The organism is Trueperella pecoris, from assembly GCF_014926385.1.
Classification (GTDB): Bacteria; Actinomycetota; Actinomycetes; order Actinomycetales; family Actinomycetaceae; genus Trueperella; species Trueperella pecoris.
The window spans coordinates 2,094,593-2,111,400 of the sequence record NZ_CP053291.1; the positions used below are offsets into that span (position 1 = coordinate 2,094,593).

Below are 16,808 nucleotides of genomic sequence, written 5' to 3' on the forward strand. Positions count from 1 at the left end.
ACGCTGACAACCCAAGACCTAGCACGCGTGGCACAATGGTAGGCGATGACGACGAACGAAAACCCGGCCAAACACACCAAACGCACGCCCGGCACCAGGCGCACCAAGCGCACCCCGCGCGGCCCGCGACCCTTCACCCCCGCCGAACTCCAGGCCCGCCGCGACGCCGTACCCACCATCACCTACCCCGCCCAGCTGCCGGTATCGGCGCGCAAAGCTGACATCGCCGCGGCAATCGAGCACAACCAGGTCGTGATCCTCGCCGGCGAAACCGGCTCCGGAAAGACCACCCAGTTGCCCAAGATCTGCCTCGAACTTGGCCGCGGAATCACCGGCATGATCGGCCACACCCAGCCGCGCCGTATCGCCGCACGCTCGGTGGCGGACCGCATCTGCGAAGAACTCGGCGTGCAACTCGGAGACGCGATCGGCTACCAGGTTCGCTTCACCGAGCAGGTCTCACGCACCACCCTCGTCAAACTCATGACCGACGGCATCCTCCTTGCCGAAACCCAATCTGACCCCGAGCTACGCAAATACGACACGATCATCATCGACGAAGCTCACGAGCGCTCCCTCAACATCGACTTCCTCCTCGGCTACCTCGCCAACCTCCTCCCCCGCCGCCCCGACCTCAAAGTCATCATCACCTCCGCCACCATCGACTCCCAGCGCTTCGCCGAACACTTCGGGCGCCACATGTACGGCGGTTTCCCCGGCAACGAAGCCCCCATCATCGAGGTCTCCGGACGCACCTACCCCGTCGAGATCCGCTATCGCCCGCTCTACGACGCCGCACCCGCCGCAGACTTGGACCGGGCCGACGTTCGGGAAAAGCTCTCCCGCGAGGAGGCGCACGACCAGATCAGCGGTATCATTGACGCCGCCCACGAGCTCATGGCCGAGGGCCCTGGCGACATCCTCGTCTTCCTCTCCGGCGAAGGAGAAATCCGCGACACGGCGAAGGCGTTCGCCGAAGAACTCGGAAACCGGTACATCGAGCCCGGTGGCCAATCCTCCGTGCCCGGCGCGGTTGAGGTCCTGACACTGTTCGCGCGCCTCTCGGGCGCCGAGCAACGGCGCATCTTTCAGTCCCACCGCCACCGCCGCATTATCCTCGCCACGAACATCGCCGAAACTTCGCTCACCGTGCCAGGAATCCGGTACGTCATTGACCCGGGAACGGCCCGAATCTCGCGCTATTCCAACAAAACAAAGGTGCAGCGCCTCCCCATCGAGCCGATCTCGCAGGCCTCGGCCAACCAGCGCTCCGGCCGTTCGGGCCGTGTCCAGGACGGTATCGCCATCCGCCTATACTCCGAAGAAGACTTCACTGCCCGCCCCGAGTTCACCGAGCCAGAGATTCAACGAACCTCGCTCGCCTCCGTCATCTTGCAGATGGCATCCATGAACCTGGGCTCAGTTGAAGAATTTCCCTTCATCGATCCGCCGGACATGCGGGCCGTGCGCGCAGGCATCCAGCTCCTCGAGGAGATCGGCGCCCTCGCCCCCATGTCGGCAACTGCCAAAGGCACGGCCATCGGCTCTGGCACCCACCTACTCACCGACGTCGGCCGCACGCTCTCCCGCCTGCCCATCGACCCCCGCCTCGGGCGTATGCTGCTGTCCGCCTCCGAGCAGGGCTGCGCAGGCGAGGTCCTCGTGCTGGTCGCTGCCATGTCCGTCCAAGACGTCCGCGAGCGCCCCGCCGAGTTCAAGGCGCAGGCAGACCAGCTACACGCTCGCTTTACCGACCGAACCTCCGACTTCCTTGCCTATCTCAACCTGTGGCGTTACCTGCGCACGCAGCAACGCGAGCTGTCTGGCTCGGCCTTCCGGCGCACGTGCCGGGCCGAATACCTTAACTGGTTGCGCTTCCGCGAGTGGCAAGACGTCGTCGTACAACTTCGCGAGATGGCGCGCCCGCTGGGCATGGACATCACTCCCATCACGCTCCCCACCCGCGCCGCGCTCGCCCGGGCGGCCGCGGAGGACAAGGACAACTCGCACAACCAAGATGTGGCGCGGGCCGTCAAGGAGCTCAGCCAATCAGCCGACACCCCGGCGGCCGACCAGATCCACCGCTCCATGCTCGTCGGGCTCCTGTCCAACCTCGGCTCATGGGACGAGCGGACGAAGGACTATCTAGGGGCGCGCGGCACCCGATTCGTCATATGGCCAGGCTCGGGCCTACACCGGCGTAACCCGAGTTGGGTGATGGCCGCCGAGCTCGTGGAAACCTCCCGGCTCTTCGCCCGCACGGCCGCCCAAATTAAGCCCGAATGGGTGGAGGAGGTGGGCGGCCACCTGGTGCGCAAGCAACACTCCGAACCGTTCTGGTCCGCCCGCGAGGGAGCCGCCATGGCTCATGAGAAGGTCACGCTCTACGGGCTGACCGTCATCGCCGACCGCAAAGTTCTCCTATCCAAGGTGGGCACGCCCGCCGCTCGCGAGCTAGCCCGCGAGCTCTTCATTCGCCACGGCCTGGTGGAAAACCAGTGGCGCGCTCACCACGCCTTCATCAAACACAATGCGAAGACAATCGAGGAGGCTCAGGAGGTCGAGCAGCGTCTGCGCCAGGTCGGCCTGGTGGCCGATGAGGCCGCCCGTTTCACATTCTTCGACGAACGTATCCCGGCGAACATCGTCTCCGGGCGCCACTTCGATTCGTGGTGGAAGCGGGAGCGTCACAAGAATCCCGAGCTGTTGAACTTCACCCGCGAGTTCCTTCTCGGTCAGACCTCTGCCTCCGATACCGACTTCCCCGACGAGTGGGTTCAGGGCGACATCACTTTGCCGATCACCTACCATTACTCGCCCGGCAAGCACGCCGACGGCCTCGCCATCGACGTCCCCGTCACGCTCCTGCCCCAGCTTACCGACGAGGGCTTCGACTGGCTCGTTCCTGGCATGCTCCCCGAGCTCGTCGTCGCCACGATCCGCGCCTTACCCAAGGTTGTGCGACGCAACCTTGTTCCCGCCCCCGACGTCGCGCGCGATATCCTCGCCCGCCTGCCCGAGTGGGAATCGGTCGCACACGGGCAGCCAGGGGCGCCCAGCTTCCGCCAGGCATTCAACGACGCCGTTCGTGCACTTCGCGGCGTGGAGGTCACGGCCGATCAGTGGGCGGCAACCGACCTCCCCTCCCATCTTGAGATCACGTTCCGGGTGCGTTCGGAGCGCGGCGCCGTCCTGGACGAGGGCACCTCGATCACGGAGCTCCAACGTAAACTCGCCCCGCAGACGCGCTCAGCGGTCGAGTCAGTGGTCAAGGGCGCGGTGGCTCAGGCCCTCGAGGAGGCGCGCGCCCAGCTACTCGCGCAGGAGCGGCCCGCCTCGCCACAACCAGTGGGCTGCGCTCCGCAGCAGCGGCCTGCTCCCGAGCAGGAGCCGGCCGCCCTCCCCGGCGTCGAGGACAATCTCCACACGTGGCCCGAGTCCACCGAGGAGCTCCCACCGATGGTAGAAACCATGGGTCCGCGGGGCATGACCGTGCGCGGCTACCCGGCCTTCGTCGAGGTTCGTTCGCCCGCCGGGCCCGGAGTCGGCGTCGGCCTGCGCATCCTCGCCGAGCCGGCCGAACAAGTGCGCGACCACCGCCTCGGCGTCGTCCGACTACTCAGCCTCGATCTTGCCCTGCCCGAATCCCGCATCACCTCGCGTTGGACGGGGGAGGAGTCGCTGACGATGGCGGCGGCGCCCTACCCGAACACGGGGGCCGTCGTCGCCGACCTGCAACTGGCCGCGGCGCGCAACATCGCCGACCGCTGGGCCGCGGCGAACGACAAGCCGCTTGGGCGCCTGCGCACCCGCGCCGACTACCTCCTCCTGCGCAACCACGCCCGCGACCTGCTCGAGGACGAGGTCTACCAGCTAGTGAAGGTGGCCGTCCGCGTCCTTCGCGCATACGGCGACGCCGACGCCAAGGTTCGCGCCAACAGCTCGCTCGCCCTCATCAACACCGTCACTGACGTGCGCGAACAGATCTCCGGCCTCGTCTACGACGGTTTCCTCTCCGCCACGCCCGCCGACCGGCTCACCCACCTCGTGCGCTACCTGCAAGCAGCGGCCATGCGCATCGACAAGGCGGCCACGAATCCTGCGGCCGACGACGCCGCCGCCTGGCAGGTCCACGACGTCGAGGACGCACTCGCCGATGAACGCCAGGCCTTCGCGGCCCAGTCCTACAACGCGCAACGCGCCGCCACGCTCACACAGGCGCGCTGGATGGTCGAAGAACTACGGGTGTCCTTGTTCGCTCAGCAACTCGGAACGGCAGGCAAGGTCTCCCCGCAACGCATCCGCAAGCTCCTATTCGCGTCTCGCTAAAACTTCGGTCCGTCGCTCAGAAGATTCTTCATATCTAGCCACACCGCCTGGTCCGACCACATGCCTTTGCTTGCGATACCTAGTTGCTCCGGTTTCACTCCACGTTCAAAGGGCAAGACCATCACGAACTGGTGGGCTTCGTAGGAATTGAGTGGTTTAGGTGAGGAGTAGCTAAAATAGGTCAACGGCTTTCCGCCCACCTTGGCCACCTCGCGCGAAAGACGCCCATCAGAGGTGCGAAGAAAGCTCTGAAAGTGCGCCAACAAATAACCCGCACCCACATCAGGAACAATCACCTTGTCACTGTTATTTGTCAGTGTCGCCTCAACCACAAGATGCGGCGACACACGGCCTTCACCCGCGGGAGAAAATCCGCCCATCACTCGGCGAATTTTCTCAGTGGGGATACTTTGCGATTCTTGGTCATACACGTACGCGTTATGGATATCGAGCTCGAAATAGGCCAGGGGGTTTTCTTCCTCCACGGGGATGATGAAAGTGGTACCGTCCAAACTCGGGGCGCGCATACCGGCAGCCATATCCATCGGCAAAGAAGACGCCGGGGTTACCGGGTCTAACGGCTCATCGGCATGAACTGCTGGTCCTGTCAACGCGGCGACTGTGACCAGCACGCCTCCGATTACCAAGGCACACGCAACAATGACAGCCACCACCATCTGCAATAAGCTTCCTTTGCGACGACGCAGCGGCTGAGCGTCGGCAAGCTCGTCAGGAATGGCACGCGTGGGTTTGGGCGTGTTCAACCAATCCATCTTGACCTCCTAAAGAATCACCCAGCAGTACAGCCACACAAAGATCACCGACAGCACGAGGAACCCCCACCACTCGAGCGCCGCCTGCAACGGCTGCCGCTCCAACGTTCCACGGCGCATTGGCAATGCCGGCGCCCTGTTGGACAACTGGCGCGGGTGCCGAACCAGTCGCTCGCGCAGCTCCTCCTGCTCGGGAGTCACCTCGCCAATGTTCGCCAGTTCGCCCATCCCCTTTTCCACCTGCTGGAGGGCCAACAAGGTCCCCACCTCAGGCTCGGGTACCTCGTGACCCGGCACAGTTTCCCGGAGCAAAATCACGGAACGGAACGCCTCCGAGCCGTCCACCGGCTGCACAACCACCGGCACCAACAGGCCCTTGTTCGACCCGCTCTTGATGTACCTCCGGTAAGGGCTCTCGGAGGTCGCCAGCGTGCGCGCGACGACGGGGATGGGATCGCCCGCCGACGGCGTCGGGATACGCCACACCACCACGAAGGCGAGCAGCAGCACGGCGGAAGGGATCATGGCCAGCAGCATCTGGGCAAGCGTGATGTACCCCAGGAACCAGATGAGGGCCGCCAACGTCCCAAAGAAACTCCCGATCGTGGCGGCCGTGACGATGCGGCGGGCGCGGTCAATGGGGCGATTCGCCGGGACCGCGCCGGCTTGGCCGATGTGGGCAACAAGTTCAGTACGAGACGTCATAGTCCCTCTATCTTAATCCGAGCCCGCCGACGATCTCACACACAACGGGCGGGGCATCGCGCATCACGAACGAGATACGTGCCGAGCCATCAGGCAGCGAACGGGCGGCGTAGCCCACCACCACATAAGATCGTCATATGGATCTCGCTGCCGCGCGGCGCCTCGCCCGCACGCTCATGGACGGCCATGGACTCACGACCTGGCACCTATCTATCGACCGCGCCAAGCGACGGGCCGGATACGCCAATCACAGCCGGAAGACGATCTCACTTTCTCGCCCTCTCATCGAACTTTATTCTCCCGAGCAGGTTCGCCTTCTGGTGTTGCACGAGGTCGCTCACGCAATCGTTGGCCCTACCCACGGGCATGACGAGATCTGGCGAGAGGCGTGTGTTCGGATCGGAGGAGACGGCCGCACGAGCGTGAATCCCCGCTGGCCAAACGTGGACGCCCTCTGGGTGGGCGTCTGCCCCAACGGCCACCGCCTCAACCGGCATCGGCTTGTTCGGCGGGCCTCGACCTGCCGGCGCTGCTCGCCAACCTACGACGAACGCTACCTGATGACATGGACGAACCAGCGCACGGGTGAGGTCTTCCGGTAGGTCGCGCTCGCGGACGTGGCCGGCGGCCCCGCGGGCACCTCCTCCGCCAAATCCTGTGAGTATTTGGTTTTTCGTGAACACACTTGCCGATTTTGGCCAAAAACTCACAGCATTTGGCGGGGCCCGAGCCAAACCTGACCCGCCGCCAGCAGTTTTGCCGGCACGCCGGGTAGTCTAGCCCTAAGAATAGGAGGTGACCCGTGTCTGAAGAGCCTGAGAACGCGCGCCCGGCACAGCAGCCAGCCCGCGAGCCGCGCCAACCCGCGCAAGCACCTCGCTTACCCGCGCAGCCACCGCGCCCACCAGCCCGTGCGCACCGCGTGGCGCCGGCCGGCCAGTCGCCTCGCCGCGGGAAGCGCTCGGCCCGCAGGCGGCGCGAGGCGGCGACCGCCTTCACCATGCTTATCCCGTCCCTCATCGGGGTGGGGTTCTTCCTCATGGTGCCGGTTGTGGTCGTGGTGGTGATCTCGTTCCTGAAGTGGAATCTTATTTCCGACCCAACCTTCGTCGGCCTTGCCAACTACGAGACGATGTTTTCCTCTCCGGGATTTTGGAATTCCGTACGGGCCACCCTCATTTTCTCTCTCATCGCTATTCCTGGCGCTATTGCGCTGGGGTTACTGATCGCGGTGGGCCTTAATCGCAAGCTTCCGGGCTCGGGCGTCCTGCAGATCATGTACGTGATCCCGTGGGTGGCTGCTCCGCTCGCGCTGGGAATCGTGTGGAGCTGGCTCCTCGCGCCGTCGGGCCTGATCAATGAGGTGCTTGGCACCCGAGTGGCATGGCTCGCGGACGAGCGCACGGCGCTTCCGGTGGTCGCCTTTGTGTATGTGTGGCAGAACATCGGCTATATTTCGCTGTTCTTCCTTGCCGCCCTTCAGTCGATCCCGCGTGACATTTATGAGGCGGCCGCGCTCGACGGGGCGGGCTCGGTTCGCACGTTGTGGTCGATTACGTTGCCGCTCATTCGCCCGACCACGTTCTTCGTCATGGTCACCTCGTTCATTTCGTCATTCCAGGTGTTTGACCTGGTCTACGGCCTCACGGACGGCAACCCTGGCTATCCCGGCGGCACCACGGACGTCATCGCGGCCCGCATCTACACCGCGGCTTTCGCTTCGCCTCGGATCGGCGAGGCGGCGGCGATGGCTGTTTTCCTTACGATTCTTATCGTTCTTGTGACGATGGTTCAGCAGCGCTATTTTGCCAAGCGCATGACGTATGAGATGAGCTGATCATGCCTCCTGTTCGTTTGCGAAAGAAGAATTCGTGGGTGTCCGCCACGTTGACCTACGCGTTGTTGTTGGCCGGCGCTTTGCTCACCGTTTTGCCGTTGGTTTTTTCGATCACGACGTCGTTGCGTACCGAGCGCGATCTCGTCCAGGGCGGTGCGCTGTCTCTGCCGCGCGAGCTGACGGTCGACAATTATGTTCGCCTCTTTACCGACCATGATTTCATTGTGCCGCTGGCGGTGACGCTTCAGGTGGTTGTGGTGATGGTGGCCGGACAGTTCTTCGCCTCGGTGCTGGCGGCGTATGCATTTGCTCGCTTGAATTTTCCGGGGCGCGAGTTGCTGTTTTGGGCTTACGTGTCGACGATGATGATTCCGGCGATTGTGACGATGATTCCGTTGTTTACGATGATGAGCCAGTGGGGGCTACGCAATACGTTTGCGGGTATTGTGTTGCCGTTTATGCTGGGCTCTCCCTATGCGATCTTCTTGTTGCGGCAGAATTTTAAGGCGCTCCCGCAGGAGATTCTGGACGCCGCCGAGTTGGACGGCGCGGGTTTTTGGCGTCAGTTGTGGTCGATTGTGCTGCCGATGAATCGCCCGATTCTGGTCACGTTGCTGCTGATCACGGTGGTCTCCCAGTGGAATAGCTTCCTGTGGCCCTCGATTGTCTCCCCACGGCGGGAGTGGAATGTGTTGACGGTTGCCACGGCTGGTTTGCAGTCGCAGTACGCGGCGAATTGGACGCTGGTGATGGCCGCGACGACGCTGTCAATTTTGCCCTTGCTGGTGCTCTTCGTGGTGTTCAATAAGCAGATTGTACGCTCGATTGGGATTTCGGCGTTGAAGTAGAACGACGCCGTTTCGCGTTGTGCGCCATGAGCAACGTTTTCGTTGTGCCGGTTGCCCGGGCGGCCGGTTCGCCACGTGGATGTCCGGACATGACTCTAACTTGTTAACAATTCAACTGGTAGGCTGGCGTTGTCGGCGCGACTGCGCGCCCGAAACTTGAGGAGAATTCATGAAACGCCCATTTCTTACCGCAGTGGCGGCCCTTGGAACACTCGGGCTTGCGCTGAGCGCGTGCTCACCGAGCACTGGTAATAAATCGTCCGAGTCGTCGGCTGCGAGCGCTGGCGATCAGGCGACCGTGACGTTCCGGCTGTGGGATGACGTGGCCGCGCCAGCCTACGAGGAGTCGTTTAAGGCTTTCGAAGAGAAGAATCCTGGCATCAAGGTCAAGGTTGAGGTCGTTCCGTGGGGCGACTATTGGACTCAGCTTCCGCTTGATATTTCCTCGGGCGAGATGGCTGACATCTTCTGGGTCAATTCCTCGAATTTTGCCCTGTATGCCGATAACGGCAACCTGATGAACATCACGAAGGAACTGGGCAAGGATCATGACGCCTGGCAGCAGTCCGTCGTCGATCTTTATACGCGTAACGATTCCCTGTGGGGTATCCCGCAGATCTGGGATTCGATTGGCCTGTTCTACAACAAGGATCTGGTCACTGAGGCCGGCGTTGATGTCACGAAGCTGACGTGGGGCACTGCCGATGACACGCTCCTTCCCGCGCTGCAGAAGCTGACCAAGGACGCCAACGGGAAGACCGCCGACGCGCCCGATTTCGACGCCGCCAACATCAAGACGTACGGCATGAATGCCCAGGCCGACATGCAGGCGATCTACCTGCCGTTCCTCGCACAGGCCGGCGGTCTCTTCCAGAAGGAGGACGGCTCGTTCGACTTTGCGTCCGACAAGGGCGTCATGGCCTTCACCTACATCACGGATCTGATTAACAAGTATCACGTGGCTCCGCCGGCGGCTGAGACGAACACGAACGGAGATCTCGCCCGCGAGATGTTCATTCGTGGCCAGATGGCGCTCTTCCAGTCGGGCCCGTATTCGCTGAAGACGATCGCCGACAACACCAAGATCAACTGGGGTATCGCGCCGCTGATTTCGGGTCCCGAGGGCGCGGTGTCGACGTCGCACGGCGTGGTCGCCGTCGGAAACGAGCAGACGAAGAATCGTGAGGCGACACTGAAGGTTCTGAAGTGGCTGGGCTCGGCCGAGGGCCAGGCCCCGCTAGGCAAAATGGGCGTGTCGTTCCCGGGCGCCGTTGACGCGCAGGACTACTTCGTCAATTACTGGGCGGATAAGGGCGTGGACGTCTCGGTGTTCATCGACGCGGCGGCCGGCAAGACGGCCCTGTCGCCATTCGGGCCGGATGTTAACGCCGGCACGGAGGCTTTCATGCCGCGACTCCTCGACGTGTTCCTCGGCTCTGTCCCGGTGGAGCAGGGCCTGAAGGAAGCGCAGGACGCCGGCAATTCGGCCATGAAGTAAACCGTTGATCAATGGGTGTGGGCGGATCGGCTGATCCGCCCACACCCATTTCCCAGCAAATTCCCAGAAAAACTCCTCCTGCCTGCAGGCATATTTCAGGTTTCGCGTTGTAAAGTGAAACAGGCGTATTGGAGGTTATCGGAAGGAGGGAACGGTGAACGCTCGTACCCTCGCCTGCCTTGGCGCTTTAACACTGACTCTGGGCGCATGTAGCAACCAGGCCGACGCCATTCCGTCCGAGACGAGCCCGGCGTCCGCCTCCGTTCCCGATCACTGTTCCGACCCGCTAGCCGGCAAGCCCGCAACGATTAACGCCCGTGAATTGGCGTTCTGCCAAGCGGAAGCCCTCGGCAAGATTGCCGGCTATGTACAAGAAGATACGCTCGATGGCACGCTCTCGTCGCGGTCACGCGTGAACATGGATCCGCTGGCCGTGGAGATCCAGTCGTTCAGCCAGTCGGGCGATCCGATCGGTCGCGTCATCCTCGTCAGTGGAAACACGTTCGTCGAGCGGGAAGGATCGTGGATCCAGGCCAAGGCCGATTCGGACGACGACGCACTCGCCTACCAGGCCACCCTGCCCAAGCGCTTCGAGGCGCTGTTGAATCCGCATGTGCGCGCTGCGGGAACTGATCCGAATTTGGAATACTCCGTCGTCGGAACGGAAACGATCGATTCCACCCCTGTGACGGTTCTTTCCCTCGAAGTGACGAACGAGTCCGACCGCCTCGTCTCCAAGCTTTATATTCGCGACGACTACGTCGCACTCCAATCCGAATCCACCTACACGGTGAACGGCACGCAACGCGTGCGCGGCTCGAAGGTCAGCGAGATCGATCAGCCTCAGGACATCATCAACCCGCGCTTCGAAGACGACGCCCACCGCTCCGGCATCGCCCCGTCTGGTCGAGGTGGAGAACCAGCGCCCACCACCGGCACATAGGTTCGCCGCGGCCCTCTGTTCACTGCTTACGAACGCAGGCCCTCGACATAGGTGACAATCCCGCGGGCGCCGCGGTCAACGACGTCGTACGTCTCGTAGAAGCCCTCATCGTCCCCGTACCACGGATCGGGGACGTCATATTCGCCCGACGAGCGATAAAAGTTCAAAGATCGCGAGCGCTCGGCGAGATCCTCGCTCAGCGCCCCACCTTCGCCGAAGACGCCGCCGGCGGCGATCTGCGTGGTGCCGTCGAACTCCCGCCACAGGTGAAGCTTGGCATCCGATTCGCCGAGTCGATTCAGCATCGCCCGCAAGGAGTGAGCATGGCCGGTTGTCATCGCGAGGATGAGGTCGGCGTCGCGAAGCTCCTCGTCGCTCGCACGGTGGGCGTGGTGTGCTGGCGGGAGGGAGTGGCCCTTCTCAAGCAACACCCGCTGGGCACGGCGGTCGATCGGGTTGCCCGTCTCCTCCGTGGAAACGCCAGCCGAGCGGACCTCGACGTCGTCGATGCCGGCCTGGGCAAGATGGTCCCGCAGGACAACCTCCCCCATGGGGGAACGGCAAATATTTCCAGTGCACACGACAAGGATTCGATACATGCCTCCACCCTACAGGGAGGCAACCGCTGCCCATAGGTGGACTATTTCACGCAACGACGACGTCCGTGTGCGTGAAATCCTCGCCCACAAACAACAAAGGCTCTCCGGCAGTCATCGCGAGGGCGTATGAGAAACAGTCGCCGTAGTTTAGCCCCGCCTTTGAGCCGGTCCCCTTTCCGAATCGCTGCGCCGCGTGCCGCGCCACGCGTAGCTGGGCGACATCAATCCCCACCGGATCCACATTGAAAATCTCGATGAGTTCGTCCGCCAATTCGGAAGATCGCAATACGAGTTGAAGCTCAAGGACGCTGGCCACCGACATCTTTGACCTGTTCCTTGCGAAAAGAAGGTCGGTGATCCTTTCGTACCCGGGCTCCCTATATGCCACTGCGACCAGGGCGGACGTATCCACAATCATCGGGGCATTCCCCTATCGTCATACAGGTCAGACTCGTCTAAGCGGGGTTCGGCGGCCTGCGCGATGCGGTCTTGGAGTTCGGCAAGGCGCAAGCGCCCGCGTTCGCGCCGCTTGATCTCGGCATCCAGAGCCTCTTCCACTGCAGAACGCACGGCACCAGTCATCGACGTTCCACGCAACTGTGCAAGCTGGCGAGCTGCGTTGTACACGTCTGCATCTTTGATGTTCATGGTTGGCATGACCACATTCTACCGCCCAGGGTAGAACCCGGAAGGGTGAGAGATCGCCCTCCGATAGCGTCGCCCACTATTCGGTCATCTCGCCCAAGTTGTGGACGGAACGGGCAGAATGCGGACAAGCACAGCACAACTATTTTTAGGAGCCAGACGTGTCCGCACTCAAAAGAGCAGGAATCCTTCCGTGGATCCTCGTGGCAATCGTCGCGGGAATCGCCTTCGGTTTCTTCTTCCCCGAATCGCTTTCACGCATATTCTTCTCCTTCAACGAGATCTTCTCCCAGTTCCTCGGGTTCGCCATCCCGTTGATCATCGTGGGTCTGATCGTGCCCGCCATCGCCGACCTCGGCCACGGAGCCGGCAAGTGGCTCGGCATCACCGCGGCCATCGCCTACGGATCGTCCCTCTTCGCGGGCCTCCTGACGTTCTTCGCGGCGAAGGCGGTCTACCCGTTCCTCATCTCGGTCGCTGACAAACCCGACATCGCCACCGAGTCCTCGGCCGGCAAGGGCTACCTCTCCCAGCTGGAGATTCCGCCCGTCTTCGGCGTCATGACGGCCCTCCTGCTTGCCTTCACGATCGGCATCGGCCTCTCCCTCGCGCCGCGTGGCGTGATCCGCAAGGGCTTCGTTGAGTTCCGCGAGATCATCACCGCCCTCATCGCCAAGGTCATTGTCCCCTTCCTGCCACTACATATCTTCGGCATCTTCCTCAACCTCACCCAGACGGGTGAGATCGCCGCGGTACTGTCGGCCGTCGCCAAGGTCGTCGTCTTCGTCCTCATTCTCGAAGTCATCATCCTGGCAACCCAATACGGCATCGCCGGAGCCGTGGCGAAGAAGAACCCCTTCAAGGCACTGGCCACCATGTTGCCGGCCTACTTCACGGCCCTGGGCACCTCGTCGTCGGCGGCGACGATCCCCGTCACCCTGCGTCAGACCGTGGCCGCCGGCGTCTCCCAGCCAGTTGCCTCCTTCGTGGTGCCACTGTGTGCGACCATCCACCTTGCCGGGTCAATGTCGAAGATCACCGCCTTCGCCATGGCCGTCATCGCCATGAACGGGCTGACCATCCCGACGGCGCAAATGATCGGCTTCATCTTCATGCTCGGAGTCATCATGATCGCCGCCCCCGGCGTGCCCGGCGGAGCCATCATGGCCGCCGTCGGCATCCTCGGCTCGATGCTCGGGTTCGACGACGCCATGCTCGGCCTCATGATCGCCACCTACATCGCGCTCGATTCCTTCGGTACGGCAACCAACGTCACTGGCGATGGCGCCATCGCGCTCGTTGTTGACAAGTTTGCCCGCGGCGACGTCGGAAGCCCCTCCGAAGGCGCTGACGGCTTCCGCGCCCGCGCTGAGTTCGACGCCGAAACTTACATGGAGTCAGTCGGCGGAAACCGAACGGCTACAGTCATCTAGGTCGGGCCGGGTAGCGCCGGCGACTAGTTCCGGCTACAGAGAACCGGTCTGGCCTCGCCGCTAGCCACACCCCTGCGTAAGCCGCACCCGCCACCTCACACGCATTCGGGGGACTCGAGCCGTACAAGCCGAGTCCCCCGAACTGCTTCTCAATGGGAGCGAGATAAGACCTGGCCTAGAAGTCCCAGTCGTCGTCCGTCGTCGCCTCCGCGGTGCCGATCACGTATGACGAGCCGGAGCCGGAGAAGAAGTCATGGTTCTCGTCGGCGCCCGGAGAGAGCGCGGCGAGGATGGCCGGGTTAACCGCGGTTTCGGAGGCCGGGAAGAGCGCCTCGTAGCCGAGGTTCATCAGCGCCTTGTTGGCGTTGTAGCGCAGGAACATCTTCACGTCCTCAGTCAGACCCATCTGGTCGTACAGCGAGGCGGTGTACTCGACCTCGTTGTCGTAAAGCTCATCGAGCAGTTCGTAGGCCCACTCCTTGATCTCGTCCCGGCGCTCCTGGCTCGCCTTAGCCATCGCGACCTGGAACTTGTAGCCGATGTAGTAGCCGTGAACCGCCTCGTCGCGGATGATGAGGCGGATGAGGTCGGCGGTGTTAGTTAGCTTCGCGTGGGCCGACCAGTACATGGGCGCGTAGAAACCCGAGTAGAAGAGGAAGGACTCAAGCATCACGGAGGCGACCTTGCGCTTTTCCGGATCTTCCCCGTCGTAGTATTTCTCGATGATCTCGGCCTTCTTCTGCAGGTACACGTTCTCCTCGGACCAGCGGAAGGTCTCGTCGATCTCCTTCATGGAGATGAGGGTGGAGAAGATCGAGGAGTAGGACTTGGCGTGCACCGACTCCATGAAGGCAATATTCGTGTAGACGGCCTCCTCGTGCGGCGTCACCGCATCAGGAATGAGGGAGACGGCGCCGATCGTGCCCTGAAGCGTGTCCAGCAGCGTCAGGCCGGTGAAGACGCGGGTGGTCATCTCCTGCTCGTGCGGCTTGAGCGTGTTCCACGACTGAATGTCGTTCGAGAGCGGAATCTTTTCCGGAAGCCAGAAGTTACCCGTCAGGCGGTCCCAGACTTCCTGGTCCTTGTCATCTTGGATCTTGTTCCAGTTAATTGCCTCGAACGGGCCGGTTCCATGCGCCATGTCTTTCCTCCGTCTCTGTGGGACTTTCGTTCCTATCTTCGCACGAAGCCGCCCGAGACCCCGTGAGGGTGTCCACCGCGTGAGCCTAACCTCTTTTCCACACATTCGCCTCGTTCACCCCCAAAAGGTCACCGATCCTCGCGTTAGGCTTGGCACATGAGCACCGCTTTCACGACGCCGTCCGGGCACCACGCGCCCGCCCAAACAGCCATCGCCGAAACCGCACCGGCGCCTTCCTCCGCGCCCGGCACTGCCCTGCAGGAAACCAATACAGGCCCGGCTGGCGGCCCCCGAGGCACCGCGCGGCGCTACACCGGCCGTATCCGCGGTATCGACGTCGCGCGCGGGTTGGCAATTCTGGGCATGATCTGGGCTCACGTGCGCCCAGCCCCGGACGATTGGGGTACGATCGCCCACTTCCTGTCGGAGATCCCTTCGGGGCGTTCGTCGGCACTCTTTGCCCTTCTCGCAGGTGTTTCGCTTGCCATTCTCACAGGACGCAACGTCCACTACACCGGGGAGCAGATGCGACACGCACAACTACGCATCGCAGGACGTGCGGTGGCCCTGCTCGTATTTGCTGCGTTCCTCAATGTGTTTTCTTCCATGATTGCTATCATTCTTGGCTTCTATGCGGCCTGGTTTCTTTTCGCTATCCCCTTGGTCGATTGGTCAGCGAAAAAGCTCGCTATTGCGGCCGGCGTCGTGGCACTGGTTGGCCCGCAAATCATAATTGTCTTCAACTATTTCTTGAATAGTCACGAGCTGTATGGAGCAGGTGGCCTGAATGCCTTCCTCATTGACGCTCTCTCCATGGGCAGTTACCCCGGCTTGGCCTACATGGCTTACGTGCTGGCAGGCATGGCAATTGGTCGTATGGATCTGACCTGCGCCCTCGTGCGTACCCGCCTCTTTGTGGTTGGGGCATCGCTGGCCGTCACCGGCTATGGCACGGCGGCCTTAGCTACACGCACCTTCGCTTATCCTCATGAGCTAGGGATCGAAATCCTCGACGAATTTTCCCCTGCCCCGCCGCAGTTATCGGATTTCTTTATGGCCGATCCACATCTGAATACCACCACCGAAGTCCTTGGTAACCTCGGGGTTGCACTTGCGGTAATCGCCGTATGTTTGTGGCTCTCCCCGCTCGCCAAGCATGTGCTTTACCCGGTTGCAGCAGTTGGTTCCATGTCATTGACGGCCTACGTCGGACATGCCTTCGGTCTTCACTTTAAGCCGGAGTGGTTTTTCACCGATTCTTTTGTGCCGTTCCTTGTGGTGGCGGGCCTTGTCATTGTTTTTTCCACGGTCTGGGCGCTGCTACCGTTCCGGCGCGGCCCTCTCGAATGGGTCATGTACCGCTTCTCGCAATGGTTCGCTCTGCCCGACGCCGTCCGCCCGGCCGCGCCCCTCGTCACGTCTGCGGCCGTCACATCTCCGGCCGCGCCCATCGATCCCGCTGACGGGACCGGGGGCCGAGCGAGCTAATGTACAGCGGCTACGACTCGCCGCTGGGTTCCCTGACCATCTACTTCGACGGGGCGCTGCGTGGCCTGTGGATGGAGGGTCAGGCCAACTTTCCCGCCGACATCACACAGATTCATGCCACCCCAGCCACCGGTTTCGTTGCCGCGACCGGTTTCGTTGCTGCGACCGGCCCGGTGGCCGACTGGCTCGACGCGTATTTCGCGGGCGAAAATCCCGCCGTCACCTTCGAGGTCGCGCCCGAGGGAACACCCTTCCAGCAAGCCGTATGGTCCGCCCTTCGCGACATTCCCTACGCGACCACGACGACGTACGCCGCGCTCGCGTCCGTCGTCGGGAAAAGACTCAACCGGACGACGTCGGCCCGCGCAATCGGCGGCGCGGTGGGGCGCAACCCGGTCATGCTCGTCGCCCCCTGCCACCGGGTCCTGGCATCAGACGGAACGCTCGCCGGGTTTTCCGGCGGCCTCGAACGAAAAGCGTGGCTGCTCGACCACGAACGTGGGACCGGCCATGGTCGTAGCGGACCCGGCGATCCCGGTACCGCCGCCACATAACCGGCCCCAACCGGA

The 16,808-nt window shown here is 62.6% G+C and carries 15 protein-coding genes; 9 read left to right on the forward strand and 6 right to left on the reverse strand.

Annotated elements, in window-relative coordinates; genetic code table 11:
• Nucleotides 1–45 precede the first annotated feature (45 nt).
• Nucleotides 46–4,329: an ATP-dependent RNA helicase HrpA gene (gene hrpA, locus HLG82_RS09555; protein ID WP_193326601.1), complete on the forward strand. Its 4,284-nt coding sequence runs from the start codon at nt 46–48 to the stop codon at nt 4,327–4,329.
• Here the strand turns inward: hrpA and HLG82_RS09560 are convergent.
• Nucleotides 4,326–5,102, reverse strand: a complete 777-nt coding sequence (locus tag HLG82_RS09560; RefSeq protein WP_193326602.1) for a hypothetical protein — start codon at nt 5,100–5,102, stop codon at nt 4,326–4,328. The genes hrpA and HLG82_RS09560 overlap by 4 nt on opposite strands.
• A 9-nt stretch (nt 5,103–5,111) precedes the next feature.
• Nucleotides 5,112–5,807 (reverse strand): hypothetical protein, encoded by a 696-nt coding sequence (locus HLG82_RS09565; RefSeq protein WP_193326603.1) that lies wholly within the window; start codon nt 5,805–5,807, stop codon nt 5,112–5,114.
• A gap of 137 nt (nt 5,808–5,944) precedes the next feature.
• On the opposite strand from HLG82_RS09565, the gene HLG82_RS09570 reads away from it, so the two are divergent.
• The 5 genes from HLG82_RS09570 (at nt 5,945) to HLG82_RS09590 (ending at nt 10,933) form a co-directional block, all read left to right on the forward strand.
• Complete coding sequence (locus HLG82_RS09570; protein WP_193326604.1) at nt 5,945–6,409, forward strand: SprT-like domain-containing protein; 465 nt, start codon at nt 5,945–5,947, stop codon at nt 6,407–6,409.
• Nucleotides 6,410–6,609: 200 nt separating this feature from the next.
• Nucleotides 6,610–7,644, forward strand: coding sequence for a carbohydrate ABC transporter permease (locus HLG82_RS09575; protein WP_246462320.1), 1,035 nt, complete (start codon nt 6,610–6,612; stop codon nt 7,642–7,644).
• Between the two features lie 2 nt (nt 7,645–7,646).
• Nucleotides 7,647–8,492, forward strand: a complete 846-nt coding sequence (locus HLG82_RS09580) for a carbohydrate ABC transporter permease (protein WP_193326605.1) — start codon at nt 7,647–7,649, stop codon at nt 8,490–8,492.
• A 169-nt stretch (nt 8,493–8,661) separates the two neighbouring features.
• Complete coding sequence (locus HLG82_RS09585; protein ID WP_193326606.1) at nt 8,662–9,990, forward strand: ABC transporter substrate-binding protein; 1,329 nt, start codon at nt 8,662–8,664, stop codon at nt 9,988–9,990.
• Between the two features lie 154 nt (nt 9,991–10,144).
• Nucleotides 10,145–10,933 (forward strand): hypothetical protein, encoded by a 789-nt coding sequence (locus tag HLG82_RS09590; RefSeq protein ID WP_193326607.1) that lies wholly within the window; start codon nt 10,145–10,147, stop codon nt 10,931–10,933.
• Nucleotides 10,934–10,959: 26 nt separating this feature from the next.
• Here the strand turns inward: HLG82_RS09590 and HLG82_RS09595 are convergent, their stop codons facing one another.
• Genes HLG82_RS09595 through HLG82_RS09605 form a run of 3 tightly spaced genes read right to left on the reverse strand, consistent with a single transcriptional unit; the run spans nt 10,960 to nt 12,189 of the window.
• Nucleotides 10,960–11,532, reverse strand: coding sequence for a low molecular weight protein-tyrosine-phosphatase (locus HLG82_RS09595; protein WP_193326608.1), 573 nt, complete (start codon nt 11,530–11,532; stop codon nt 10,960–10,962).
• Between the two features lie 46 nt (nt 11,533–11,578).
• On the reverse strand, nt 11,579–11,950 hold the full coding sequence (locus HLG82_RS09600; protein WP_193326609.1) for a type II toxin-antitoxin system VapC family toxin: 372 nt from the start codon (nt 11,948–11,950) through the stop codon (nt 11,579–11,581).
• Nucleotides 11,947–12,189: a type II toxin-antitoxin system VapB family antitoxin gene (locus HLG82_RS09605; protein ID WP_193326610.1), complete on the reverse strand. Its 243-nt coding sequence runs from the start codon at nt 12,187–12,189 to the stop codon at nt 11,947–11,949. Before HLG82_RS09605 ends, HLG82_RS09600 begins: the two co-directional genes overlap by 4 nt.
• 149 nt (nt 12,190–12,338) lie before the next feature.
• Between HLG82_RS09605 and HLG82_RS09610 the strand changes: the two genes are divergently transcribed.
• On the forward strand, nt 12,339–13,610 hold the full coding sequence (locus tag HLG82_RS09610) for a dicarboxylate/amino acid:cation symporter (RefSeq protein ID WP_193326611.1): 1,272 nt from the start codon (nt 12,339–12,341) through the stop codon (nt 13,608–13,610).
• 175 nt (nt 13,611–13,785) lie between these two features.
• Here the strand turns inward: HLG82_RS09610 and nrdF are convergent, their stop codons facing one another.
• Nucleotides 13,786–14,751, reverse strand: a complete 966-nt coding sequence (gene nrdF / locus HLG82_RS09615) for a class 1b ribonucleoside-diphosphate reductase subunit beta (RefSeq protein ID WP_193326612.1) — start codon at nt 14,749–14,751, stop codon at nt 13,786–13,788.
• A gap of 156 nt (nt 14,752–14,907) precedes the next feature.
• On the opposite strand from nrdF, the gene HLG82_RS09620 reads away from it, so the two are divergent.
• Complete coding sequence (locus HLG82_RS09620; protein ID WP_193326613.1) at nt 14,908–16,239, forward strand: DUF418 domain-containing protein; 1,332 nt, start codon at nt 14,908–14,910, stop codon at nt 16,237–16,239.
• The gene (locus tag HLG82_RS09625; RefSeq protein ID WP_193326614.1) at nt 16,239–16,793 is read left to right on the forward strand and encodes a methylated-DNA--[protein]-cysteine S-methyltransferase; all 555 of its coding nucleotides are present in this window, start codon (nt 16,239–16,241) and stop codon (nt 16,791–16,793) included. Before HLG82_RS09620 ends, HLG82_RS09625 begins: the two co-directional genes overlap by 1 nt.
• Nucleotides 16,794–16,808: the final 15 nt, after the last annotated feature.